The following is a 25,741-nucleotide window of genomic DNA, read 5'->3' on the forward strand; positions in this document are numbered from 1 at the left end:
CATTCTACGCACCCCACGTTGTCAGTCAAGCATTTTTTGCTTTGCTTTCAACGCTGCCGGACTTGTCGTCCGTCGATGAGGGCGCATTATAGGGAGATGATTTCCGCTGACAAGGACTTTTTGTGAAAATAACCCCATTCGCGCAAAATAGCTTCACAGTGCGGTAAATCTATACAAAACCTACTCTAAACCCTGGTGTGGCGCGGCCCCAAGAAAGCGAGTGGTGAAATGATCGACTCGATTCCAGTCGGTAAACTCCAAATCTTGACTCTTATCTGTACTGCCTCCGGTCATCCACATAATGAATTGGATGATACGAGTCTGCCACCAGGTATAGCGGGAGTAACGTAAGGCACCGGCAAAGACAGCACACTGCCGGGGATGCCAGATCGAGCGCGCTAGCCACTTGCGCATATACAGGTTGGTATGTGGTTCACTTTTTTCCGGTTTCCGCGCCGTCAGACAAACACCAATAAATGCCGCATCCAGTTGGTTCAACTGCGCTCCGTGGTGCTTAACCAAGTGGTCCAGCGCCTTGGGAAAGTGACCATAGCGGATCGATGCACCGATCAATATTTTGTCGTACTCAACCAAGGGGCGACTCGGTTCATCTCCTAACTCAACCCACTCCACTTGCCAATGTGCAGCTTGGCTGACCATATGTCCGAGAATCTTACGCGTCTGCCCTTCATGACTGGCATAGAGCACTAATAAGCTTGCCATCTACTTCTTCTGCTCCTCTGATACCCACTCTATTCCTACCCGGCCATGGCTACGATTACGTAGTACAGTTTCAAACTCGCACATTTCATCGCAGGGGCATAGCCCTCGTAGCCGGATCTGCTCACCATAGCTCACCTCGATACTCTCGCAAGCAACGAGGTCCATAGCCCACTGACAAAGTGCCAGATCTTCATACCCGCAGCGCACATCAAAGCCTTGGGTGGCCACCACCCAACGCGTTGGCATCTGTTTAAGCAGTTCGGCGACACCATGGCCATAGGCCCGGACCAGCCCTCCCGTGCCTAGCTTGATCCCCCCATAGTAGCGCACCACGATCACCGTAATCTGCCCAAAACCACTCCCCAGCAACAGATTGAGCAGAGGTTTACCTGCTGTGCCGGCAGGCTCCCCATCATCGCTAAAACCGTATGCCTGTCCGTCGCCAGGTTCACCGGCAACATGCGCCCAACAACAGTGGCGAGCTTGAGGATGTTGTGCCCGAACCTGAGCTATCCAGGCTTTAGCCTCCACCTTGCCAGCCGTGTGGCGAAGCTGCGTCAGAAAACGGCTCTTCTTTATCTCTTCGCCATACTCCAGTTCTGCGGCTGGTACCGGGAAATTTCTCGACGCCTTCATTAATTAAACGGACTCCTTGGCTATCAAGTTATAACCCCATAGGGAGGAGACAAATCTTTGTATTACAAGTTGGCAATAATCATCCCCCCTTTCCATAGTTTCTACATAGCCTCTTCTCTTCTGGGCCCGAACCGGGAGTTACCATGCTCTATAAAGCAGATTCGCTGATCATGAGCGAGCTCGCCGACGACTTTGTCGAGTTGCGCTTTGATGCACCAGGAGCGGTTAATAAACTGGATAGGCAGACGCTCTGCGAGTTGAAGCAGGCGCTCAACCTGCTCGAGTCACTCCCCTCACTTCGGGGACTGCTTATCACCTCGGCCAAGAATCACTTCATCGTTGGCGCAGATATTACCGAATTTTTCTCGCTCTTTGCGCTTCCGCCTGCCGAATTGGCCTCCTGGCTCAACGAGATCCAGACGCTGTTCAACCGCATAGAGTCCCTGCCCTGTCCAACGCTGGCTCTGCTACGAGGCCATGTGTTGGGAGGGGGCTGTGAGCTGGCGTTGTGCTGCGATTTTCGCCTAGCCGATGAGAGTGTCACTATGGGGCTACCCGAGACCACATTGGGGATCATGCCTGGTTGGGGGGGCACAGTGCGCCTTCCTCGCCTGATAGGCTGCGATCATGCCTTGCGTTGGATCACTACAGGCCTGGAGCAGGGCGCCAAGCAGGCTCTCGCCCAAGGGGCTCTGGATGGTATTGTCCCTAGCAGCCTGTTGCATACCGCTGGAGTGCATATGCTAACCCGGGCCATTAGCGGGCAACTCCCCTGGCAAGCACGCCGAGAGCAGAAACAGGCCCCCCTATCGCTTCCCAATATTGAAGCCAGCTTGTGTGAGCAGAGCCTGGCCAGCCAGATCATGGGGCAGACCGGAGGCTTCTATCCGGCCCCCCTGCAAGCATTGCGCACCATAATGAACGGCCGCCAGCTGGCGCGGGATGCGGCGCTAGCGCTGGAGCGCCTCGATTTCATCAGCTTGACCCAAACCCCCCAAGCCACGGCGCTAGTCGGCCTGTTTTTGAATGAACAAGGCTGCAAAAACCACGTTAAATCCATGCCCAGGGTCACGACTCCGGCCCACATAGCGGTATTGGGTGCCGGCATCATGGGCACAGGGATCGCCTATCAGAGTGCCCGCCATCAGATCCCGGTACACCTTAAAGAGATCCAGCCTGCGGCCTTGAGCCGAGGAGTGGAAGAGCTAGCCCGTCTTGTCACCCATGAGTGGGAAAGAGGGCGACTGAGCCCCCACGAATGCGCCAAGCTGCAGGCGGACATCACACCTACGCTCTCCTACACTGAGTTTTCACAACTGGATCTGGTCATCGAAGCCGTTGTCGAGCAGGCCGAGATCAAACGCCAGGTGCTGGCCGAGGTGGAGCAAACTCTCTCCCCCGACGCTATCCTCACCACGAATACCTCAACCATCCCCATCCAGTACTTGGCCGAGGGATTGCAAAGACCTACGCAATTTTGCGGCATGCACTTCTTTAACCCTGTGCCCAAGATGCGTCTCGTGGAAGTGATCCGCACGCCACACACCTCGCCACAAACCCTGGCCAAGGTTTGTCAGTTGGCGCTCAGCCTCGGCAAACTGCCTATAGTGGTCAATGATTGTCCGGGATTTTTCGTCAATCGGGTGCTGTTTGCTTATCTCACCGCTTTTCGCCGGCTGGTAGCCACTGGTGTGGACCCTTACCAGATAGATAGGGTCATGGAGCAAAGCTTTGGTTGGCCCATGGGCCCGGCTTGGTTGCTGGATGTGATAGGCCTGGATACCGCCCAGCAGGCCACAACCATAATGGCCGCGGGTTATCCCAGTCGAATGGCGCCCAGCGGCCTCGATCCCCTGGCACATCTCGTTACGGCTGGAGAGTTAGGTCAAAAGCGTAACATCGGCTTTTATCGCTACTCCCGGGATGCCTCCGGCGTACAGCATAAGCAGGCCCGTTCTGCACCCTGGCCATGGGCAACAGGCCAGTCAACACCCGAGCGCAGCGATCAGGAGATAGAGCAGCAGATGATGATCCCCCTGCTACTGGAGGTGGTGCTTTGTCTGGAGGAGCAGATCATCGCCTCACCCGCCGAGGGGGACATGGCCCTGCTCCATGGCCTGGGCTTTCCCGCCTTCCGTGGTGGCCCATTCCGTTATCTGGATCAGCAAGGGTTGGCGGAGTGGCTCTCCACGGTTGAAACCTATGCTCACCTTGGCCCCCTCTACTGGCCCTCGGCTGAGCTGCGGCAAAGAGCTGCGAGCGGAACATACTTCTATTGAAGGAGTGGCAGATGCAGGACGTAGTGATAGTCGATGCCGTGCGTACCCCCATGGCTCGCTCCAAGAGTGGCGCCTTCCGCCAGGTACGGGCCGAAACCCTAAGCGCTGAGCTGATGCGGGCACTGCTGGCAAGAAACAGTGCGCTTCCACCCTGCGAAATTGAGGATGTCTACTGGGGCTGTGTACAGCAGACCCGGGAGCAAGGGTTCAACCTGGCCCGTAACGCCTTGCTGCTGGCTGGCTTGCCGGTGAGTGTGGCGGGTGTCACAGTCAATCGCCTCTGTGGCTCCTCCATGCAGGCTCTGCACGATGCCTGCCGCGCCATCATGGTGGGCGATGCCCATGTCTGTCTGGTGGGGGGCGTCGAGCATATGGGGCATATCCCCATGACCCTGGGGGTGGATTTTCACCCTGGGCTAGCCCTGCAGATGGCGCTGGCGTCAACCCAAATGGGGATGACAGCCGAACTATTGGGGCGCCGCCACGGCATCAGCCGTCAGCAACAGGATGAGTTTGCCCTGCGCTCCCATCTGCGCGCCTCGGCGGCCAGTCGGGGTGGTGCCTTCTCACGTCAGCTCATCCCCCTTCTGGGCCACGATGCCGATGGCGCGCTGATACAAGTCAGCGCGGATGAGGTGATCCGCCATGATGCCACCTTAGCCAGCCTGGCGGCGCTCAAGCCAATATTTGATCCCCAACATGGCACTATCACGGCAGGTAGCGCATCGGCGCTATCGGATGGTGCCGCCGCCCTGTTGGTCATGTCGGCACAACGGGCCTCTGAGTTGGGTTTGGTGCCATTGGCACGCGTAAAGGCCATGGCGGTTGCCGGTTGTGAACCGGCGCTCATGGGCTATGGCCCTGTGCCAGCCAGCCGTAAAGCCTTGCAACGCGCGGGGCTGGAGATGGCACAGATCGAGATAGTCGAACTCAATGAAGCCTTCGCCGCCCAAACGCTGCCCTGTATTCGGGATCTTGGACTCGACGCCACACGGGATGAGAAGGTGAACCTCAATGGCGGCGCCATTGCCCTGGGTCACCCCCTGGGCTGTTCAGGGGCTCGCATCCTCACCAGCCTTATCTATCTGATGCAAGAGCGTGATGCCACGCTGGGGCTGGCCAGCATGTGTATTGGCCTGGGGCAAGGGATCACCACCATACTGGAACGAGTTTGAACCTGGCCAGGCTGTCGACCCCCCTTCGGACTTAACCTCGGCCACATTCTCACAACTTGTCGGCCAATTTCTTGCTTTTTAACTGACAAATGTGTTCAATCTGCCCACTTGATCAGGAGACCGAGCAAAAGATGGGAAAACAAATCCTTATCGTCGATGACGACCAGGAGATCCGGGAGTTACTCCAGGAGTACCTGGCTCGAGCCGGTTTCGATGTGCTGGTCGCCGCCGAAGGGGGCGAGATGTATCGCCATCTGGCCACGGCGACCCCTGACCTCATCATTCTGGACATCATGATGCCTGGCGATGATGGTTTTCATCTCTGTCAGAAGATCCGTCGCAACTCACAAGTTCCCATCATAATGCTGACAGCAGCATCGGATGAGGCGGACCGCGTCATAGGTCTGGAGCTGGGGGCCGATGACTATATTGCCAAACCCTTCAGCCCCCGCGAGTTGATGGCTCGCATCAAGGCGCTGCTACGGCGCGCCGAATTCCGGCAACCAGAAAAAGAGAGCGGTCGTCGCCTGCGCTTTGCGGACTGGGTACTGGATACCCTGAGCCAGCACCTCATTCACGATGATGGCACCCAACTGGATCTGACTGGCAGTGATTTCATGCTCCTCTCCCTCTTCCTGCAACACCCAGGGCAGGTGCTGGATCGTGACAGCATCAGCGATGCCACCCGTGGGCGGGAAACTTTGCCCATGGAGAGAGGGATTGATGTACAAATCAGCCGTCTGCGCCAAAAACTGGGCGATAACGGCAAAAGTCCAAGAATCATTAAGACCATACGCGGCAGTGGCTACATGCTGATCGCGGAAGTCCATCATGAAGATTAAGCGCCTACTCTCCTGGCTGGTTCCCCGCTCACTGCTCTCCCGCATGTTATGGCTGCTACTGCTGGCCATACTGCTGGCTCAAAGCATGCTCTCCGGTTTATGGGTGCAGCAACTGCAAAAACATGAACTCGACGGCATGCTGGCCGCGACCCGCAACTTGGCCATCTCCGCCGCCGACACGGCTCGATTCTTTAACTCTCTCCCCCCCGCCTACCGCCAGGTCGCCCTCGATCAGCTACGCAACATGGGGGGCAGCCGCTTCTTTGTCTCCCTCAACCGCCATGAAATCCAAATTAGCAGCATCTCTGACTCCAGTCGCAAACGCCAGGTGATCAACGAGGTGCGTAACGTGCTGCAACACAGGCTGGGCTATGGCCTGACACTCAAAGTGGATTTTTCCTATCCAGACAAACTGCATCTCTTTGATAACCAAACCCTATTGGCAGATATTCCGCCTACCTGGACCCACAACACCCTGTTGATGGAACCACTGAACCCACCCATACTGGTTACCCAGATCCAGCTGGATGAGGGGGAATGGCTCTACCTGGCCGCGCTGCTGCCAGCGCCCTATATGACGCTGGAGGAGGTGGCCCTACCTCCCCATCAGATCCGTTTCATTCTGCTGCTCACGACCATTCTCTTCTTCTTCACCTTCGTGCTGGTACGCTGGCAGACGGGTCCTCTGCGCCGGCTAGCCAGCTCCGCCGTCAGCCTGGGCAAAGACATAGATCAACCCGCTCTGCCGGAAGAGGGTGCCAGCGAAATCGTGGCCGTGACCCGAGCGATCAACATAATGCAGCACCGGATCCGGCGCTATATCGATGATAGAGAGCGTCTGTTCAGCTCCATCTCCCATGATCTTAAGACCCCTATCACCCGCTTGCGCCTGCGGGTTGAACTGCTGGATAACGAGAGTCAGATCGCCAAGTTCAACAAGGACCTGGATGATCTGGAGATGATGGTCAAAGGGGCGCTGCAAACCGTCAAGGACACAGACATTCATGAAAATATCGAAGTAATTGATATCAACCAGTTGCTGGAGCAGATAGCCGAGGGCTACAACCTGGCGGGTAACCAGGTGATGAGCATTGAGGGGCGTTGCAAGAAACCCTATCGCGGCAAGCCGTTAGGCCTCAAACGCTGCATAGGTAACCTGGCCGATAATGCCATCAAGTATGGCCAGCGGGTACGCATCATAGTCATGGATGACATAGAGGAGGTGGATGAGGCCGAAGTCGTCATTCTTTACTTTATCGACGAGGGTCCAGGTCTACCACCCGATCAGCTGGAGAAGATCTTTGAGCCCTATTACCGCCTGAGCAACGATCCTTCTGGCTCTGGACTCGGTCTGGGCATAGCCCGCAGCATAGCCCACGCCCATGGCGGGGATCTGGTGCTGGAAAATCGTCCTCAGGGCGGGCTGCAAGCCGTCCTCTCTCTGCCTAGGCATTGATATGCGCCTGCTCCCACTCCTCATCCTGCTGCTGACCGCCACCACCTCAGCCCATCAAATTGAGGTGCTGCACTGGTGGACCACGGGGAGTGAAGCCAAGGCCGCTCAGGTAATGCGCAGTCACTGGCTAGCACTGGGCAACCAATGGCAGGACTCAGCCATCGCAGGTGGCGGTGGCAAATCGGCCATGCTGGTGTTGCGCAGCCGGGTTCTGGCTGGCACCCCACCTCAGGCGGCTCACCTCAAGGGAGCGGAACTCCATGCCTGGGCCCAGCTTGGCTTCATGCGTGATTTGGGTAAGCAGGCTCGCCGTGACCAATGGGATCTGCGTCTCTACCCCTTTGTGAGCTCGACCCTCAACCATCAGGGTCATCCCGTTGGTCTCCCCATCGGCATTCATCGCATGAACTGGCTTTGGGCAAATCCAGCCGTGTTCACTCGTCTCCAGCTCGAGCCTCCCCACAGCTGGGAGACGTTCATCACGGTTGCCAATCAACTGAAACAGGCCGGGATCACGCCCTTGGCCATAGGGGATGAACCCTGGCAGCTGGCCATACTGTTTGAATCCATTGCCTTGGGCGAAGGGGGCAGTGACTTCTTCCGGCGCGCATTCGTTAACCTGGATGACGAGACCCTGCGCGGCACGAAAATGCAGGCGGTATTACGTCGCTTTCATCAACTGCGCGCCTTTCTGCCCGCCAATCATATTGGCCTGAAATGGCATGATGCAACTCGCATGGTTCTCACCGGCCAAGCCGCCATGCAGATCATGGGCGACTGGGTGAAGAGTGAAGAGGGCGCCCCGGGCCTGCGCTGTCTGCCCGCGCCCGGCACAGCCGGAAAATTCAGTTACAACTTGGACTCTCTTGGCCTATTTGTGCAGACGTCGGCAGCCCAGAGCCAAGCCCAGGACGCGCTGACCGATCTCATCATGGATAGTGAATTCCAGCGCGAATTCAACCGGGAAAAGGGCTCCATTCCAACGCAACCCGGCATAGAGCTGACGGGTTTTGATCCTTGTGCTATCGAATCAGTCCATGCCCTGCAGTTGGCCATTCGTCAGGGGGACCTAGTCCCGAGCATGGCCGAAGGTATGGCCATCCCCCCCTATACCCAACAAGCCATTTTTGATCTGCTCGCCAGTTATTTTTCCGACCCAAATGGCAATGCCAAACAAGCCGCCGAACAACTGGCACGGGGGGTTCGAGCCATGCAACGCAGTCAAAATGCAGAGTGATACTCCCCGCGCCGCTCAGGCCGTTTAACCCAGATTAAACTCGAGCCGAGTAGCTGTGATAAACTGCCGCTTAGTAAGAGTGTGAAAAAAGAGGAGAGAGCGCTATGACAGGACAAGGCTCTGCGGGCAACGTCATTGCCGCATTATGCAGCGTATTTGTTCCCGGGCTAGGCCAACTAGTGCAGGGACGTCTGCTGATGGGGCTGGTACATTTTCTCCTCGCCGCCCTGTTATGGCTTATCATGCTGGGCTGGATCATCCATCTGTGGTCCATTCTCGATGCCGCCCTGTGGAAGCCAAAGTCAGACAACTAGCCATGGCTTGATTCTTCGCAAGCCATGGGTATGATGAGCCCCCTCAGGCGAGATGAGGATAAATAATGAGCGATCTGTATACTCAAGCCGACCAACAACTGGATGCGTTAGGGCTGCGTTGCCCTGAGCCTGTGATGATGGTACGCAAAACAGTACGCGCCATGCGGGAGGGGCAAACCCTGCTGATCCTGGCCGATGACCCGGCGACCACCCGCGATATCCCCAGCTTCTGCCGCCACATGGACCACACCCTGCTAGCCAGTGATATCTCGGAGCAACCCTACCGCTATCTCATCCGCAAGGGTCTCTGACGCGGCGTGAACTCAGAGCCAACGGTGGCGCCAGAGCCAAGTGGCCAAGCCACTGATCAACGCAATCAACAAGGAGACAAAAACCAAAAATCCTATCTCGGATCCGCCCCCTGGGATCCCCCCCAGGTTGACACCGAATAACCCGGTCAGGAAGGTGGCAGGCAGAAACACCATGGCCATGATGGACATGATATAGGTGCGTCGCGTCATAGCCTCCGTCAGTCGAGCATTCACCTCATCGGCCAACAGCGAGGTACGGGCTATGCTGGCATCCAGATCTTCCAGCCAACGCCCCAGCCGATCGGCTATCTCCTGCAGTCGACGCAGATCATCCGCCTCCAGCCACCCCACCTTTTCATTAGCTAGGCGACTGAACAGGTCCCGCTGCGGCGCCAAATAGCGGCGCGAAACGATCAACTGGCGGCGCATATCTGCCAGATCCACGCGATCTATGGTTCGTTCGTTGAGCAGATGCTCCTCCAACAGGGCAATCTTCTCCTGCAACTCATCGATAAAATCCCCGGCCTGCTCCGTGATGTGCTCACAGAGATCGACTAACCAGTCTGCCGTATTCAAGGGTCCCATCCGCTTGGCCAAATCCTCGACTATGGCCTCGACCGCATGGACCCGCCGGCGCCGAGTCGACACTATGATGCGATCGCTGATATAGAAGCGAATAGCCACCATATGATCCGGCCTCTGCCCCTCATTGGCGTTGATACAACGCAGGGTCAGCAAGATGCCGCCATTGGCTTTCACCAGCTTGGGGCGACTGCTATCCCCCTGCAAGGAGTCCCGCACCCCATCAGGCAGCAGCGGGGTACTCTTGATCCACTCATAGACATGAGGTGAGGAATAGTCCAGATGCATCCAGACATCGTCCTCCGGCAGCTCACTCCCAGGCAATAGGGGGTCGGCTCCCCCCTTACCATCCAGCTTGAGCGCAAACACAGCCGCGGTCGGCAGATGTAGCATCATGCTCGCCCCTTCTGCTTGGCCAGGGTGACACACTCGGCATGACAGGGACATCCCACTTCATGGTCATTGATCATGCCGACCGCCTGCATGAAGGCATAGCAGATGGTGGTGCCGACAAAACTGAACCCTCGCTTTTTCAAGGCCTTGGACATGGCATCAGACTCCGGGCTTGAGGTGGGAGCCTCACTCATACTGACCCAGTGATTGATACGGCTCTGGCCACCGACAAAGCCCCACAAAAATTCGGCAAAATCGATCCCCTCCGCCTCCATGGCCAGATAGGCGCGAGCGTTTTTGATGATCGACTCGACTTTTAGACGATTGCGAATAATGCCCTTGTCCTGCATCAGCCGCGCCACATCCTCTGAGGTAAAGGCGGTAATCCGTACCGGATCGAAGTTAGCGAAGGCCTGGCGGTAGCTGGCGGTGCGCTTGAGGATAGTGATCCAGGAGAGCCCCGCCTGCTGGCCATCCAGACAGAGTTTCTCGAATAACTCCAGGCTCTCATTCACCGGGCGCCCCCACTGGCTATCATGGTAGGCGATGTACTGAGCATCCTGGGTCACCCAGGGACAACGACCTTGCATTTTCCTCTCCTCATTCACCTTGAGCGTCTACCGTACCGATAAACCCTACGCAAAAGCACACTTTTCCGTAACGATATGGCGACAAAGGTAATTCAGCCTATATTCCCGACAGTGCAGGCGCTATACTCTGGCGGTTTATTTCCGCTCAGTATGCACTGAACCTATCGCGCGAACAAAATCATGCAAAAATTCGATATCAAGACCTTTCAGGGACTGATCCTGACCCTCCAAGATTATTGGGCCAGGCAAGGTTGCGTCATTGTGCAGCCCCTCGACATGGAGGTGGGTGCCGGTACATCACATCCGATGACTTTTCTGCGCGCCATTGGCCCCGAGCCGATGAACTGCGCCTATGTTCAACCCTCCCGCCGTCCCACCGATGGCCGGTACGGTGAGAACCCCAACCGCCTGCAGCACTATTACCAGTTCCAGGTGATCCTCAAGCCCTCTCCGGCCAACATCCAGGAGCTCTATCTGGGCTCCCTGCGCGAGCTGGGTTTCGACCCGCTGGTGCACGACATCCGCTTCGTCGAAGACAACTGGGAAAACCCGACCCTGGGTGCCTGGGGTCTGGGCTGGGAGATCTGGCTGAACGGTATGGAGGTAACTCAGTTCACCTACTTCCAACAGGTAGGCGGTCTGGAGTGTTCACCGGTCACTGGGGAGATCACCTACGGCCTGGAACGCCTGGCTATGTATATCCAGGGCGTGAACAGCATCTATGATCTGGTCTGGGCCGATGGGCCGTTGGGCAAGATCACCTATGGCGATGTGTTCCATCAAAATGAGGTGGAGCAGTCCACCTACAACTTCGAGCACGCCGATGTGCCCTTCTTGTTCCAGCTGTTCGATCAGAGCGAGAAGGAGTGTCAGCATCTGCTGACACTGGAAACACCCCTGCCCTTGCCAGCCTACGAGCGCATTCTGAAAGCGGCCCACGCCTTCAATATGCTGGATGCTCGTCATGCTATCTCTGTCACCGAGCGTCAGCGCTATATTCTGCGTATCCGCACCCTCTCCAAGGCGGTGGCCGAGGCCTACTACGCAGCCCGCGAAGCGCGGGGTTTCCCGATGTGTAAGGAAAAGGTGTGAGCATGGTAACTGAGAATCTATTGATTGAACTCGGCACCGAAGAACTGCCGCCCAAGGCCCTGCGCAAGCTGGCCGAAGCCTTTGCCGAGAATTTCACCCAAGAATTGACCAAGGCCGAACTGGCCTTTGCGCGCGTCGAATGGTTTGCCGCTCCACGCCGTCTGGCGTTGAAGGTACATCAGCTGGCAACCACTCAGCATGACAAGCAGGTCGAAAAACGTGGTCCGGCCGTCAGTGCTGCCTTTGTTGATGGCAAGCCAACCCAGGCGGCTGTCGGCTGGGCCCGCTCCAATGGTATCGAAGTGGAACAGGCCGAGCGCCTGGTGACCGACAAGGGTGAATGGCTGATCCATCGAGCCACTGTTGCCGGTCAAGCCACCAAGCAGCTGATTGCTGCCATGACGACCACTGCCCTGGCTGGGCTGCCAATCCCCAAGCTGATGCGCTGGGGGGCCGAGCGTACCCAGTTTGTGCGTCCGGTGCACACGCTCTGCCTGTTGCTGGGGGGTGAGCTGGTAGCGGGTGAGGTGCTGGGTCTGCAATCAGCCCGCATCCTGCGCGGTCACCGCTTCATGGGCGAAGCCCAGTTCGAGATCGAACATGCTGACCAATACCCAGGCATACTCGAAGAACGTGGCATGGTCATCGCCGACTTTGCGCGCCGTAAGGCCTTCATCAAGGCGGGCGCCGCCAAAGCGGCGGCCGATCTGGGTGGGGTTGCCGATATCGATGATGCTCTGCTGGAAGAAGTGACCTCTCTGGTGGAGTGGCCAGTGATCCTGACCGCCTCCTTCGAGGAGCGCTTCCTGGCTGTGCCAGCCGAAGCGCTGGTCTACACCATGAAGGGCGATCAAAAGTACTTCCCAGTCTATGACAAGAGCGGCAAGCTGATGCCGAACTTCATCTTCGTCAGCAACATAGACTCCAAGGACCCGAGCCAGATCATCGCCGGTAACGAGCGTGTGGTTCGTCCGCGCCTCTCCGATGCCGAGTTTTTCTTCAAGACCGACAAGAAGCAGCCGTTGGCCGCGCGTCTGGAGAGCCTGGCTACCGTGCTGTTCCAGCAACAGTTGGGTACCTTGAAGGATAAGTCAGTGCGCATCGCCGAACTGGCCGCCTTTATCGCGCCACGCATCAAGGCCGATGTGGAGCATGCAACCCGCGCCGGCCTGCTCTCCAAATGCGATCTGATGACCAACATGGTGATGGAGTTCACCGACACCCAAGGCGTCATGGGCATGCACTACGCCCGTCATGACGGTGAAGCCGAGGATGTGGCGGTTGCCCTGAACGAACAGTACATGCCACGCTTTGCCGGTGATGCCCTGCCGGGCGGCCTGGTAGCCTGTGCCGTCGCTATCGCCGACAAGCTCGACTCTCTGGTCGGTATCTTCGGCATTGGTCAAGCCCCTAAGGGTGATAGAGACCCCTTTGCCTTGCGCCGCGCCGCCATAGGTACACTGCGTATCGTGGTAGAGAAGCAGCTGGATCTGGATCTGGTAGAGTTGGTGACCAAGGCTGCCGAGCTCTATGGCAACAAGATCAGCAATGCCAAGGTGATCGATGAGGTCATCGACTTCATGCTGGCCCGCTTCCGCGCCGCCTATCAGGATGATGGCATTGAAGTGGATGTGGTCCAGGCCGTACTGGCTCGTCGCCCGACTCGCCCTGTCGACTTCGACAAGCGCGTGAAGGCTGTCAGCCACTTCCGCACTCTGGATGCCGCCGAAGCACTGGCGGCCGCCAACAAGCGGGTCTCCAACATACTGGCCAAGTTTGATGGCAAGCTAAATGCCAGCGTGCAGAGCCAGCTGTTGCAGGACCCTGCGGAACACGCTCTGGCCAGCAAGGTCGCCGAGTTGGAAAATCAGCTGGCACCGCTGTTCGCTGCCGGTGACTATCAAAGCGCGCTGACCGCCCTAGCCGGCCTGCGTGACGTGGTAGACAGCTTCTTCGACCAGGTGATGGTGATGGCCGAGGATGAAGCCCTCAAGCTCAATCGCCTGACCTTGCTCTCACGCCTGCGTAATCTGTTCCTGGAGATAGCTGACATCTCCTTACTGCAGAAGTAACGACTAGCCTTGCGCTGACGAGAGACCCGGTTAATCCGGGTCTTTTTATTTGGTTAGCCGTATGGTTCAGCACCTGACCTAAGATTAGAATATTCCCCGCTCAAGATCCTAGGTTAACGAGTTAGGCTGTTTCACGTGAAACAAGGCTTGTTCACTATCTCACTAGACTCTTGGCTAAAAGGGTTAAAACCGAGCCCCTACCTTCATCTACCGCAGGCCGCGTTCTGCTATCGCGTTTGGACACTCTGATATGCACTTTTCCCAATTTGGCTCTAAATTCACCCGTCACGCCGGTATCACCCAGCTCATGGAGGATCTGAATCAGGGGTTACTCAACCCCGATGCCATCATGCTGGGAGGGGGGAATCCGGCCGCCATTCCCGCCATGACCGAGGAGTTTACTGCCGAGGCTGAGCACCTTTTGCACCAGGGTGAACTACTGAAAGCGATGGCCAACTATGACGGCCCTCAAGGCCGGGATAGCTTCACCCAGGCGCTAGCTGAGCTGCTCAAGCGGGAATATGGCTGGAATATCACGGCGAAGAACATAGCCCTCACCAACGGCAGTCAGACCGCCTTCTTCTATCTGTTCAACCTGCTGGCGGGTGAGTTTGCCGGTGGCCAACGCAAGAAGGTACTCTTCCCGCTCGCGCCTGAATATATCGGCTACGCTGACTCTGCCCTGTGCGAAGAGATGTTTGTGGCCTGTAAGCCCAACATTGAGTTGTTAGAGGGTGGACTCTTCAAGTATCGCGTCAACTTCGCCGAGCTGGAAGTGGGTGATGACATAGGCCTCATCTGTGTGTCACGCCCTACCAACCCAACGGGCAATGTGCTGACCGATGAGGAGATCTATCACCTGGATGAGATAGCCCGCGCCAAGGGGATACCTCTGCTCATCGATAATGCCTATGGCACCCCCTTCCCCAATATCATATTCACCGAGGTGAAGCCCTTCTGGAACGAGAACACCATACTCTGTATGAGCCTTTCCAAGCTGGGACTGCCCGGCACCCGCTGTGGCATAGTGATAGGCTCGGAGGCACTTATCCAGGCCATGGGCAATCTCTCGGGTATCATCAATCTGGCACCCGGCGGCGTCGGCCCCCTCATGGTTCAGCGTTGGGTTGAGAGCGGTAAGATTATCGAACTCAGCGAAAAAGTGATCCGACCCTTCTATGAAGCTAAGGCCAAGCAGGCCGTTCAGTGGCTGCAGGAGGCGATCCCAAACCCGCGGATGCGTATCCATAAACCAGAGGGCGCCCTCTTCCTCTGGCTCTGGTTTGATGGTCTTACTATTCATAGCCAAGCCCTATATGAGGAGCTAAAGCAACAGGGGCTCATCATAGTACCTGGTCACTACTTCTTCCCCGGGATCAGAGATACCCAATGGCCGCATCAATACCAGTGCCTGCGTCTCAACTATGCCCAGGATGAGGCCAAGGTTCGTCAAGGGATCGCCATACTGAGCCAGGTTATCTCTCATTATCTCTAGTCGTTCAGCAACACAGCCTGCCCGTTAACTGACGCCGTTAAGTGCCTTTACTGTTTCACGTGAAACAAAAAGCCAGTCATCTCTGACTGGCTTTTTTATTGCCGCTGGCAACCCAATATTAGTAATCCAGGTTGGCAACTCGCAGTGCATTGGTCTCGATAAACTCGCGTCGCGGCTCTACTGCATCCCCCATCAGGGTGGCAAAGAGCTGATCGGCGGAGATGGCATCGTCAATGGTGACACGTAACATACGGCGAGTGGTCGGATCCATGGTCGTTTCCCACAACTGACTCGGGTTCATTTCACCCAGCCCTTTATAGCGTTGGATATAGACGCCACGCTTGCCTTCATCGACCAACCAGCTGATGGCCTCATCAAAGTTGGCAATCGGTTTAACCTTCTCACCACGCTTCACATAGCCACCCTCTTCAATCAGGTTGGCGATCTGAGCACCCAAGGTCACAATTTGCTTGTACTCATTAGAGTTCAGCAAATCGTAGCTGAGGTGATACTTGTGATCGACACCATGCTGACGCAGGCTGACCACGGGCAGGTATACCTGGCGCTCTACATTATGTTCTACGGCTATGGCGAATTGGGAACCATTGGTTCCTTGATCGAACAGCACCTGCTGCAACTTGGCTGTCCAGGCCTTGACCTGCTCCTCGTCAGACAACAGATCATTAGTCAGAACGGGCTGATAGATAAGCTGTGTCAATACCGCCTCTGGCAGGCGGCGGGACATGCGGCCAATCAGGCTCTGCACAGTGCGATACTGCAGTACCAACCGCTCCAACTGTTCCCCCCCTATACCCGGGGCGGACTCGTTGACATGGACGGAGGCACCATCCAGAGCCAGTGTAGTCTGGTATTGCACCAAGACATCTTCATCCTTGATGTACTGCTCCTGTTTACCCTTCTTCACCTTATAGAGCGGCGGCTGGGCGATATAGATGTAGCCACGCTCAATCAGCTCCGGCATTTGACGGTAGAAGAAGGTGAGCAGCAGGGTACGAATGTGGGCACCGTCCACGTCAGCATCGGTCATTATGATGACATTGTGGTAACGCATCTTATCCGGGTTGTACTCATCACGTCCGATACCACAGCCCAGGGCAGTGATCAGGGTGGCCACTTCTTGGGAGGAGAGCATCTTGTCAAAACGGGCTTTCTCTACGTTGAGGATCTTACCCTTCAACGGCAGTATGGCCTGATTCTTACGATTACGACCCTGCTTGGCGGAGCCACCCGCCGAGTCACCTTCCACGATATAGAGTTCAGAAAGCGCGGGATCCCGCTCCTGGCAATCCGCCAGCTTGCCAGGCAAGCCAGCCAGATCCAACGCCCCTTTGCGGCGAGTCATTTCGCGGGCCTTACGGGCCGCTTCACGCGCTCGAGCTGCGTCTATGATCTTGCTCACCACCACCTTGGCATCACCCGGGTTTTCCAGTAGATATTCATCCAGGCGCTCGGCCATGCACTGTTCAACCGCGGTTTTAACTTCGGAAGAGACCAGCTTTTCCTTGGTCTGGGAGGAGAACTTAGGATCCGGCACCTTGACCGACACCACAGCGGTTAACCCTTCACGAGCGTCATCACCGGAGGTGGCCGTCTTGGCCTTCTTGCTATACCCCTCCTTGTCCATGTAGTTATTCAGGGTGCGCGTCAACGCCGCCCGGAAACCGGCCAGGTGAGTACCCCCATCCCGTTGCGGAATGTTGTTGGTGAAGCAGTAGACGTTCTCCTGATAGGCATCATTCCACTGCATGGCCACCTCTACCGAGATGCCATCTTCACGTTCCTGGGAGAAGTAGAACACCTTGGGATGGATAGGCGTCTTGTTGTGGTTCAGGTATTCAACGAAGGCGCGGATACCCCCTTCGTAATGGAAATGCTGCTCACGATTATCGCGCTCGTCCTCGAGACGAATAGAAACACCCGAGTTCAGGAAGGAGAGTTCTCGCAGGCGCTTCGCCAGTATCTCGTAATGAAACTCGATGTTGGTGAAGATGGTCGGGCTTGGCCAGAAACGGATTTCGGTACCAGTCTGATCCGAGTCACCAATCGGCCGGAGCGGCGCTTCCGGGTCACCCAGGTGATAGGTCTGCTCATAGGCATGGCCACCACGACGAATGGTCAGCAGCAGTTTGTCGGAGAGGGCATTCACTACAGAGACACCCACACCGTGCAAACCACCAGAGACCTTATAGGAGTTGTCGTCGAACTTACCACCGGCATGCAGTATGGTCATGATGACTTCTGCAGCGGAACGCCCCTCCTCCTCATGGATATCGACCGGGATACCACGGCCGTTATCGCGGACGGAGACTGAGTTATCACCGTGGATCTTGACCAGGATATCGCTGCAGTAACCCGCCAAGGCTTCATCGATGGAGTTATCAACCACCTCGAACACCATGTGGTGCAGACCAGAGCCATCATCGGTATCACCGATATACATGCCGGGACGCTTACGAACGGCGTCCAACCCCTTCAATACCTTAATATTCGAAGAGTCGTAAGTTTTTTCGCTCATCTCTTACTCTCGCTCTCTCGTGCTGGATATTCGGTGATAGCGCCCTGTTCCACGTGAAACAGATGGCACTCGAGTTCCGACATCATGTCGGCCAATGGCGCCTCATCAATCGCGGTGATGAAGACCTGACTTGCACACTGCTTCAGGCGGTGTGCCAGCAGACGCCGTTTCTCTGAGTCGAGCTCAGAGGCAAAATCGTCAATCAAAAAAATGCACTGCCGCTCACCCTGTTGGTTCAAGAACTGCCCCTGGGCCAGGCGCATTGCACAGACCAACAACTTGAGTTGACCACGGGAGAGCAGATCCTGTACCGGAACCCCTCCCACTTTCAGCCTCAAATCGGCTTTATGCGGACCGATGGCGGTATGCCCCATCAATCGGTCGCGCTCAAACCCCTCCTGCAGTAACTCCAGCAAGGGGCGTTGGCGGTCCCAGCCAGGATAAAAGCCGATGCGAAACTCATATTCAGGCAAAAAATCTGCGGTGATCTCCTGCAACAGGGGCAAGAGTGCTTCGCAGTAGTTCTGCCTATGCTGAGCCAAGTCAGCCCCTAACCGTGCCAGCTCCTGATCCCAGAATGCCAGGGGAGCATAGCTGCTGCTTTGCCGTAGCAGGGCATTACGCTGTTTCAACAGACGGCGGACCTGGCTCCAGAGCGGGAAAAAGCTCCGTTCCACGTGAAACACGCCCCAATCGATAAAGGCTCGCCTCTGCTGTGGTCCCCCGGTCAACAGACTGAAGCCTTCCGGATGGATTAGCTGTAAGGGTAATAATTCAGCCAGTTGAGCCAGACGCTCGGCGGGGCGGCCACCCAGCCTGAGTTGGGTATCACCCGCACGGCTCTTGGATAACCCCAAGGGCAGTTGGCCGTAGTTAGGGGTCGCCACCTGAGCAAACAGAGTAAAGGCCTTCTCACCATGACCTATCACTCGATTGGTCAAGTGGGTACGAAATGAACGCCCCAGCCCCAAATAGTGAATGGCCTCCAACAGGCTGGTCTTACCGCTACCATTGCGGCCCAGCAACACATTGAGCCCGCTACCCGGGCTCAACTCCGCCTGCTGAATATTACGAAAATCCTGGATCTGTAACCGGAGCAACGCCATGGTTAAAGCCGCATCGGCATCACCACATAAAGCGCGGCATCACTGCTGGCATCCTCCAGCAAGGCACTGCTGTTGGCATCGGTAAGGCTGAACTTGATCTGCTCACATTTTAACGTATTCAGTACGTCCAGCACATAGGAGACGTTAAATCCAATCTCCAATTCGGGACCTGTGTAAGTCACATCCAGCAACTCTTCCGCTTCTTCTTGCTCAGGGTTATTGGCTGTGATGCGCAGTAGATCGGGCTGCAAGTTCAGACGCACGCCACGCAACTTGTCATTGGAGAGAATGGCGGCGCGAGCGAAGGCTTGGCGCAACCCCTCGCGATCGGCCAACACAGTTTTATCTGTGTTGCGCGGCATGACCCGGCGATAGTCAGGGAAGCGACCATCCACCAGTTTGGAGGTAAAGACAAAGCCCTCGGAGACAGCCCGCAGGTTGTTGCGGCCCATCTGCAGACGAATGGGTTTATCATCATTCTCCAGCAGACGCACCAGCTCCAGCACCCCCTTACGAGGCAGGATGAGCTGCTGTTCCGGCAGCTCCTGCTCCACGACTGCTCGGCAGCAGGTCGCCAGACGGTGGCCATCTGTGGCCACTGTGCGCAGGCTGCGGCCACTGGTTTCAAAAAACATGCCGTTGAGATAGTAACGCACATCCTGGCTGGCCATGGAAAACAGAGTGGATTCGATGAGGCGTTTGAGCTCCAGTTGGCTGATGTCAAACTCCAGCAAAGACTCCCAATCTTCGATGTTGGGAAACTCATTGGCCGGCAGGGTCGAGAGTGAGAAGCGGCTACGTCCCGAGCGCAGGATCAAGCGCTCCCCTTCCAGCAAAAAAGTAATCTCAGCGGAATCCGGTAACCCCCGGCAGATATCCAGCAACTTGCGCGCTGGCACAGTAGTACGGCCTGCTATGGCCTGCCCCTCTAGCACCACCCGCCCTATCATCTCCACTTCCAGATCCGAGCCGGTCATGGAGAGGCGCTGCCCGGAGACATCCAGCAACACATTGGAGAGGATCGGCAGTGTGGGACGTCCACCAAGGGAACCCGACACCAGCTGAAGGGGACGCAAAAGAGTCTCTCTATTGATGGCAAATTGCATCGAATCTCTCCGTTATCAGGACGACAGGGTGCGGATCAGGTTGGAGTAATCTTCTTTGATGTCGTGGCTCTCTTCCCGCAATGAGGCAATCTTGCGGCAGGCATGAAGCACGGTCGTGTGGTCGCGACCACCAAAGGCATCACCGATCTCCGGCAGACTGTGGTTGGTCAGCTCCTTGGCCAGAGCCATGGCCAACTGGCGTGGACGCGCCACGGAACGAGAACGGCGCTTGGAGAGCAGGTCCGCCACCTTGATCTTGTAATACTCGGCCACCGTCTTCTGGATGTTGTCGATGGTGACCAATTTCTCCTGCAGGGCCAACAGATCCCGCAGCGCCTCGCGCACAAAATCTATGTTGATGGCACGACCGGTAAAGTTGGCATTGGCAATGACCCGGTTGAGGGCCCCTTCCAGCTCACGCACATTAGAGCGCAAGCGCTTGGCGATGAAGAAGGCCACCTCATCTGGCAGGTGGATTTTGCTCTCCTCAGCCTTACACATCAGAATGGCGACACGAGTCTCCAACTCCGGCGGCTCAATGGCGACGGTCAGCCCCCAGCCAAAGCGGGACTTCAGGCGATCCTCGACCCCAACGATCTCCTTGGGATAGCGATCCGAGGTGAGGATGATTTGCTGGTTGCCTTCCAGCAGCGCATTGAAGGTGTGAAAAAACTCCTCCTGTGAGCGCTCCTTGTTGGCGAAGAACTGAATATCATCGATCAGCAGGGCATCGACACTGCGATAGTAGCGCTTGAACTCTTCGATAGCATTGGTCTGCAACGCCTTGACCATATCCTGAACGAAGCGCTCGGAGTGCATGTAGACCACCTTGGCATCAGGATTGCGCTGCTTAATGGCATTGCCCACCGCATGGAGCAAGTGGGTCTTACCCAGGCCAGTGCCGCCATACAAAAACAGGGGGTTGTAAGCGGTGCCTGGGTTATCTGCCACCTGACTGGCCGCGGCGCGCGCCAGTTGGTTGGACTTACCCTCAACAAAGTTGTCGAAGGTGTAGGTGACATTCACATTACTCTTGTGGTTGATCTCGGGCTTGCTGTCAGGCTTGTCGCCCCAACTGGGACCACTGGCGACCGGGGCAACTCGTCCCTGTACCGGCTTATTAACAAGCGGCGCCGAGGTTGGCGTCCGGCTGCCAATATCAAAACGCAGCACAGGGGCATCAGATCCGCAGAATTCGGAGATCAATACATTGATCCGCAATAGATACTTGTCGCGAACCCAATCCAGAATGAAACGATTCGGGGCATAGAGAGTGAGCGTCTTGTCACCTAACTCCGCTTGTAGCGGCCGGATCCACATGCTGAATTCTCCCGAAGGCAACTCATCTTGCAGCCGGTTCAGGCATTGCTGCCATAGCGAAGCTGTCACAGTACACTCCAAATGGTATGGTCGATCCAAGACCGGCTATTCTACTTTTTTGGCCTCAGGATCGCCAGATCACACAGGGGGATCTTACCAAATATCCGGCTTGACTTTTCGGATCTCTGTGTACAATTTTGCAAAGCATGCCTAATTTATACACATGTTATCAACACCCCGGATCCTGCATATTGCGTGGCGTTGCTGGCCATAGGAGCAGCATCGGTTTGTCAGCCCACGTCGCCAGGCAGAACCACGGTTCGCGGTCAGGTAAAATAAACCGTGAAGATCCCGGGATCCTGGCCTTGTCAGCGCATCAAGGCTAGGTATAATGCTACGCCCTGATCCAGCAGGATCCTTGGGGATGGGGTTCTTGCCTGCTCGACCCGATGTGGGTAAGGATGAACTCCCCGCCCCCGCAGATTGACGTGACACCGTATTCTGTTTAGAATTCGGCCTCTTTTTGTGAGGTCGTCCTGACAGAGCATCGGATACATCGGTGTGCGGGACTATCCAACTGTATAGTTAAATCAACGGATAATGCTATGAAACGTACTTTTAATCCTTCAGTACTGAAGCGCGCTCGTAACCACGGTTTCCGCAGCCGTATGGCCACCAAGAATGGTCGTTCGGTTCTGGCTCGCCGTCGTGCAAAAGGTCGTGCTCGCCTGACCACTGTGAATGGCTAATCACACCTTCCCCCGGGAGTTACGTCTGTTAACTCCCGAACATTTTAAAAATGTCTTCAATGAGCCTGTCCGGGCCGCATCTCCTCATCTGACACTCCTTGCCAAAGCCAATACCCTCGAGCATCCTCGCCTCGGTCTTACCGTGCCGAAAAAAGTGCTGAAACGAGCCGTATGGCGAAACCGCATCAAGCGTCTGACTCGCGAGAGCTTCCGACACAAGCAGCATGAGTTACCCGCCATCGATATCGTTGTCATTGCCAAAGCCGGTATCGGCAAGCTAAGCAATGCCGAGATCAGCCAACTGCTGGATAAGTTATGGCGCACCCTGTCACGCCGCTGCAATGGCTAGCCGTTAAGCTGATTCAACTCTATCAGCTGGCCATCAGTCCTCTGCTGGGGCCTCGTTGTCGCTTCCATCCCAGCTGTTCGCACTACACCATTGAAGCAATCTGTCTGCACGGTCTCATAAAAGGCGTTTGGTTAGGCACTCAACGTCTATTAAAATGTCACCCCTTACACGCAGGGGGCTATGACCCGGTCCCGCAACCCAAGCCGAAGAAGCGAAGAAACTAACTATGGAATCTCAACGTAACCTACTTGTCATTGGATTGCTGGTCGTCAGCTTCCTGCTGTGGCAACAGTGGAATGCCGACAAGGCACCCCAGCCTCAGCCTCAGCCTGTGGTAGCCACTCAAACCGATAGTTCTGTTCCAGATGCGAGCCCGACCTCGGCTACCGCCGATGTGCCGGCCGACAAAGCTGCCACGGCCCAACGCCAACTCATCAAACTGAGCTCTGACCAACTGGAACTGCTGGTTGACACCCAAGGTGGCGACATTGTCGATGCCAAGCTGTTAACCCATACCGTTACTCAGGATTCTAAAGAGCCCTTCACCCTGTTGATGGAGAAGCCAGGTCGCCTCTACGTGGCCCAGAGCGGTCTGATTGGTCGCGATGGCCCGGATAGCCGTGCCGATGGGCGCCCCAGCTACAGCAGCGCTCAAACCGCTTACCAACTGGCAGATGGCCAGGAGAAGTTAGTCGTACCTTTGACTTGGACCAACAGTGATGGCGTTACCTTCACTAAGGAATTCACCCTGACCCGTGGCAAGTTCACAGTCGGCGTGGATTACAAGGTCACCAACAGCAGCAGCAAGCCGCTGGAACTGCAATTCTACGGTCAACTGAAGCAAACCACTGCCGTACCCGAAGATCAGCAGAGCCACGCCTTCATGGCCAGCGCCTACCGCGGTGCCGCCTATTCGAGCAGCGAAAAGGCTTATCAAAAAGAGACGTTTGATAACATCAAAGAGAAGAACCTGAACGTCACCACCGAAGGTGGCTGGGTTGGTATGCTGCAGCACTACTTTGCTACCGCCTGGACCGGCAATACCGAGGGGCAGAACCAACTCTACACCCGCATGGTCGGCAACGGTCAGGATGCCATCATAGGTCTGAAAGAGCCGCTCACCTCCTTGGCTCCTGGTGCAAGCACCACTCTGGGTGCGACCCTTTGGGTAGGCCCCAAGCTGCAGGATGAAATGGCTACTGTGGCCAAAAACCTGGATAAGACCGTTGATTACGGCATCCTGTGGTTTATCGCCCAATACCTGTTCAAACTGCTGCAACTCCTGCACAGCTTGGTGGGCAACTGGGGTGTTGCCATCATCCTCATCACCTTGATAGTCCGTGGCGGTATGTACCCATTGACCAAGGCCCAATACACCTCCATGGCCAAGATGCGTATGCTGCAGCCCAAGCTGGCCGCCCTGCGCGAACGCTTCGGCGACGACCGCCAGAAGATGTCCCAAGGCATGATGGAGCTCTACAAACAGGAGAAGGTCAACCCCCTGGGTGGCTGCTTCCCTATCCTGATCCAGATGCCCATCTTCATCGCCCTCTACTGGACCCTGATGGAGTCGGTCGAGCTGCGCCATGCACCGTTTGCCCTCTGGCTGACCGACCTCTCGGTGAAGGATCCCTTCTACGTGCTGCCGCTGCTGATGGGTGCCACCATGTGGTGGATCCAGAAGATGAGCCCAACCACTGTCACCGACCCCATGCAACAGAAGGTGATGCAGTTGATGCCCATCATCTTCACCTTCATGTTCCTCTGGTTCCCGGCTGGTCTCACCCTCTACTGGCTGGTCTCTAACATAGTCACCATTGCCCAGCAGACCTTCATCTACCGTCAGTTGGAGAAGAAGGGGTTGCACAGCCGCGAGAAAAAGTAACTTCTTGGCGGAACGCACCAGATAAGGCGACCTGCGGGTCGCCTTTTTTATTACAATGCAGCCAACTCCCGAGCGCGAGAATGATTCATGTTAAACAATGACACTATCGTGGCCCAGGCCACCCCCCCAGGCCGCGGCGGCGTCGGCATACTGCGCGTCTCCGGCCCCCTGAGTGAAGCCGTGGCCCTAGCGGTACTGGGCCGCCAGCCCAGAGTGCGCCATGCCGAATACCTGCCCTTCTGTGATGCCGAAGGGCGTGTACTGGATCAAGGCATAGCCCTGCTGTTCAAGGCTCCCAACAGCTTCACCGGCGAAGATGTGCTGGAGCTGCAGGGCCACGGTGGCCCCGTGGTGCTCGACATGCTGCTGCGCCGCATACTGCAGATCCCCGGCCTGCGCACCGCCAGGCCGGGTGAATTCTCCGAGCGTGCCTTTCTCAACGACAAGCTGGATCTGGCCCAGGCCGAAGCGATTGCCGATCTCATCGAGGCCACCAGTGAGCAAGCCGCCCGTTCAGCCCTCAACTCCCTGCAGGGGGAATTCTCCCGCCGCATCAGCCAGATGGTCGAGGCCCTGACCCGGCTGCGCATCTATGTGGAGGCCGCCATCGACTTCCCCGAAGAGGAGATCGACTTCCTCTCCGACGGTAAGGTGGCCAGTGATCTCTACCGGGTGATTGCCGAGTTGGAGGGGGTACAGCAAGAGGCCAAGCAGGGAGCCCTACTGCGCGAGGGAATGAAGGTGGTGATCGCCGGCCGCCCCAATGCCGGTAAATCCAGCCTGCTCAACGCCCTGGCTGGCCGCGAATCCGCCATAGTCACCGAGATCGCCGGCACGACCCGGGATGTACTGCGCGAGCACATCCATATCGACGGCATGCCCCTGCACATCATCGACACAGCGGGGCTGCGCGACACCGAAGATGCGGTAGAAAAGATAGGCATTGCGCGCGCCTGGGCCGAGATAGAGCAGGCCGACCGGGTACTCTTCATGGTGGATGGCACCACCACAGCCGCCACCGACCCCCACGAGATCTGGCCCGACTTTGTGGATCGCCTCCCCGCTCGACTCGGGCTAACCGTAGTGCGCAACAAAGCCGATCTGACTGGTGAGCCTCTGGCCTCCAGTCAGGAGCAGGGCCATACCGTATTTCGCATCTCAGCCAAGACAGGCCTGGGGCTCGATGCCCTGCGCGACCATCTTAAGCAGTGCATGGGCTACCAAGGCAATGTCGAGGGGGGCTTCATGGCCCGCCGCCGCCACCTGGAGGCCCTGACCCACGCCGCCGCCCACCTGCAGCAAGCCAAAATCCAGCTGGAAGTGTATGCCGCCGGAGAGCTGGTGGCCGAAGAGCTGCGCCTGGCCCAGGAGCAATTGAGCGAAATCACCGGCGCCTTCAGCTCAGATGACCTGCTAGGCCGGATTTTCAGCTCTTTCTGCATCGGGAAATAATCAAAACTCGAGGAGTAGGCGGTGGGGTATCTGGGCATAGG

The 25,741-nt window shown here is 56.7% G+C and carries 23 protein-coding genes; 15 read left to right on the forward strand and 8 right to left on the reverse strand.

Annotated features, from left to right (window positions below):
* Window positions 1-180: 180 nt before the first annotated feature.
* Together hemG and ACZYTD_RS13225 are read right to left on the reverse strand one after the other, a co-directional pair.
* On the reverse strand, window positions 181-723 hold the full coding sequence (gene hemG, locus ACZYTD_RS13220) for a menaquinone-dependent protoporphyrinogen IX dehydrogenase (protein ID WP_463892664.1): 543 nt from the start codon (window positions 721-723) through the stop codon (window positions 181-183).
* The gene (locus ACZYTD_RS13225; protein WP_463892666.1) at window positions 724-1,359 is read right to left on the reverse strand and encodes a YigZ family protein; all 636 of its coding nucleotides are present in this window, start codon (window positions 1,357-1,359) and stop codon (window positions 724-726) included.
* Window positions 1,360-1,502: 143 nt separating this feature from the next.
* Between ACZYTD_RS13225 and fadB the strand changes: the two genes are divergently transcribed.
* The 7 genes from fadB to tusA all read left to right on the forward strand — a co-directional run bounded on the left by fadB (window position 1,503) and on the right by tusA (window position 8,973).
* Window positions 1,503-3,638, forward strand: a complete 2,136-nt coding sequence (fadB, locus tag ACZYTD_RS13230) for a fatty acid oxidation complex subunit alpha FadB (protein WP_463892667.1) — start codon at window positions 1,503-1,505, stop codon at window positions 3,636-3,638.
* 11 nt (window positions 3,639-3,649) lie between these two features.
* Window positions 3,650-4,813: an acetyl-CoA C-acyltransferase FadA gene (gene fadA, locus ACZYTD_RS13235; protein ID WP_463892670.1), complete on the forward strand. Its 1,164-nt coding sequence runs from the start codon at window positions 3,650-3,652 to the stop codon at window positions 4,811-4,813.
* A 131-nt stretch (window positions 4,814-4,944) separates the two neighbouring features.
* On the forward strand, window positions 4,945-5,655 hold the full coding sequence (locus tag ACZYTD_RS13240; protein WP_463892672.1) for a response regulator: 711 nt from the start codon (window positions 4,945-4,947) through the stop codon (window positions 5,653-5,655).
* Entirely contained in the window at window positions 5,645-7,111 is a 1,467-nt protein-coding gene (locus ACZYTD_RS13245) for an ATP-binding protein (RefSeq protein ID WP_463892675.1), read from the forward strand. The genes ACZYTD_RS13240 and ACZYTD_RS13245 overlap by 11 nt, the downstream gene beginning before the upstream one ends.
* A 1-nt stretch (window position 7,112) precedes the next feature.
* Window positions 7,113-8,348 carry an ABC transporter substrate-binding protein gene (locus tag ACZYTD_RS13250; RefSeq protein ID WP_463892676.1) on the forward strand — a complete coding sequence of 412 codons (1,236 nt, stop codon included), beginning with the start codon at window positions 7,113-7,115 and terminating at the stop codon, window positions 8,346-8,348.
* A gap of 104 nt (window positions 8,349-8,452) precedes the next feature.
* The gene (locus ACZYTD_RS13255; protein WP_463892677.1) at window positions 8,453-8,662 is read left to right on the forward strand and encodes a hypothetical protein; all 210 of its coding nucleotides are present in this window, start codon (window positions 8,453-8,455) and stop codon (window positions 8,660-8,662) included.
* A 65-nt stretch (window positions 8,663-8,727) separates the two neighbouring features.
* Window positions 8,728-8,973 (forward strand): sulfurtransferase TusA, encoded by a 246-nt coding sequence (gene tusA / locus ACZYTD_RS13260; protein WP_463892679.1) that lies wholly within the window; start codon window positions 8,728-8,730, stop codon window positions 8,971-8,973.
* Window positions 8,974-8,985: 12 nt separating this feature from the next.
* On the opposite strand, the gene zntB is transcribed toward tusA, so the two are convergent.
* Together zntB and ACZYTD_RS13270 are read right to left on the reverse strand one after the other, a co-directional pair.
* The gene (gene zntB, locus ACZYTD_RS13265) at window positions 8,986-9,948 is read right to left on the reverse strand and encodes a zinc transporter ZntB (protein WP_463892882.1); all 963 of its coding nucleotides are present in this window, start codon (window positions 9,946-9,948) and stop codon (window positions 8,986-8,988) included.
* Window positions 9,948-10,538, reverse strand: a complete 591-nt coding sequence (locus ACZYTD_RS13270) for a DNA-3-methyladenine glycosylase I (protein WP_463892681.1) — start codon at window positions 10,536-10,538, stop codon at window positions 9,948-9,950. Before ACZYTD_RS13270 ends, zntB begins: the two co-directional genes overlap by 1 nt.
* 180 nt (window positions 10,539-10,718) lie before the next feature.
* Here ACZYTD_RS13270 and glyQ point away from each other — a divergent pair, with 180 nt between their 5' ends.
* The 3 genes from glyQ (at window position 10,719) to ACZYTD_RS13285 (ending at window position 15,197) form a co-directional block, all read left to right on the forward strand.
* Complete coding sequence (gene glyQ, locus ACZYTD_RS13275; protein ID WP_463892684.1) at window positions 10,719-11,630, forward strand: glycine--tRNA ligase subunit alpha; 912 nt, start codon at window positions 10,719-10,721, stop codon at window positions 11,628-11,630.
* A 2-nt stretch (window positions 11,631-11,632) separates the two neighbouring features.
* The gene (glyS, locus tag ACZYTD_RS13280; RefSeq protein WP_463892685.1) at window positions 11,633-13,702 is read left to right on the forward strand and encodes a glycine--tRNA ligase subunit beta; all 2,070 of its coding nucleotides are present in this window, start codon (window positions 11,633-11,635) and stop codon (window positions 13,700-13,702) included.
* Window positions 13,703-13,952: 250 nt separating this feature from the next.
* Window positions 13,953-15,197, forward strand: coding sequence for a valine--pyruvate transaminase (locus tag ACZYTD_RS13285; RefSeq protein WP_463892686.1), 1,245 nt, complete (start codon window positions 13,953-13,955; stop codon window positions 15,195-15,197).
* Between the two features lie 118 nt (window positions 15,198-15,315).
* Here ACZYTD_RS13285 and gyrB read toward each other — a convergent pair whose 3' ends face one another.
* Genes gyrB through dnaA form a run of 4 tightly spaced genes read right to left on the reverse strand, consistent with a single transcriptional unit; the run spans window position 15,316 to window position 21,334 of the window.
* A complete protein-coding gene (gene gyrB / locus ACZYTD_RS13290; protein WP_463892687.1) occupies window positions 15,316-17,733 on the reverse strand; it encodes a DNA topoisomerase (ATP-hydrolyzing) subunit B in 2,418 nt (805 codons plus the stop codon).
* Window positions 17,730-18,839, reverse strand: coding sequence for a DNA replication/repair protein RecF (gene recF, locus ACZYTD_RS13295; RefSeq protein WP_463892688.1), 1,110 nt, complete (start codon window positions 18,837-18,839; stop codon window positions 17,730-17,732). Before recF ends, gyrB begins: the two co-directional genes overlap by 4 nt.
* A gap of 2 nt (window positions 18,840-18,841) precedes the next feature.
* Complete coding sequence (gene dnaN / locus ACZYTD_RS13300; protein WP_463892690.1) at window positions 18,842-19,945, reverse strand: DNA polymerase III subunit beta; 1,104 nt, start codon at window positions 19,943-19,945, stop codon at window positions 18,842-18,844.
* 15 nt (window positions 19,946-19,960) lie between these two features.
* The gene (dnaA, locus tag ACZYTD_RS13305; protein WP_463892693.1) at window positions 19,961-21,334 is read right to left on the reverse strand and encodes a chromosomal replication initiator protein DnaA; all 1,374 of its coding nucleotides are present in this window, start codon (window positions 21,332-21,334) and stop codon (window positions 19,961-19,963) included.
* A 536-nt stretch (window positions 21,335-21,870) separates the two neighbouring features.
* Between dnaA and rpmH the strand changes: the two genes are divergently transcribed.
* The 5 genes from rpmH to mnmE all read left to right on the forward strand — a co-directional run bounded on the left by rpmH (window position 21,871) and on the right by mnmE (window position 25,700).
* Window positions 21,871-22,014 (forward strand): 50S ribosomal protein L34, encoded by a 144-nt coding sequence (gene rpmH / locus ACZYTD_RS13310; RefSeq protein WP_463892695.1) that lies wholly within the window; start codon window positions 21,871-21,873, stop codon window positions 22,012-22,014.
* Window positions 22,007-22,363 carry a ribonuclease P protein component gene (rnpA, locus tag ACZYTD_RS13315; protein WP_463892696.1) on the forward strand — a complete coding sequence of 119 codons (357 nt, stop codon included), beginning with the start codon at window positions 22,007-22,009 and terminating at the stop codon, window positions 22,361-22,363. The genes rpmH and rnpA overlap by 8 nt, the downstream gene beginning before the upstream one ends.
* On the forward strand, window positions 22,330-22,587 hold the full coding sequence (gene yidD / locus ACZYTD_RS13320; RefSeq protein ID WP_463892699.1) for a membrane protein insertion efficiency factor YidD: 258 nt from the start codon (window positions 22,330-22,332) through the stop codon (window positions 22,585-22,587). The genes rnpA and yidD overlap by 34 nt, the downstream gene beginning before the upstream one ends.
* Before the next feature lie 2 nt (window positions 22,588-22,589).
* A complete protein-coding gene (gene yidC, locus ACZYTD_RS13325; RefSeq protein ID WP_463892700.1) occupies window positions 22,590-24,248 on the forward strand; it encodes a membrane protein insertase YidC in 1,659 nt (552 codons plus the stop codon).
* An 87-nt stretch (window positions 24,249-24,335) separates the two neighbouring features.
* Window positions 24,336-25,700 (forward strand): tRNA uridine-5-carboxymethylaminomethyl(34) synthesis GTPase MnmE, encoded by a 1,365-nt coding sequence (gene mnmE, locus ACZYTD_RS13330; RefSeq protein WP_463892702.1) that lies wholly within the window; start codon window positions 24,336-24,338, stop codon window positions 25,698-25,700.
* Window positions 25,701-25,741 lie beyond the last annotated feature (41 nt).

This window comes from Pseudaeromonas sp. HNCC25DJ180, assembly GCF_055413345.1.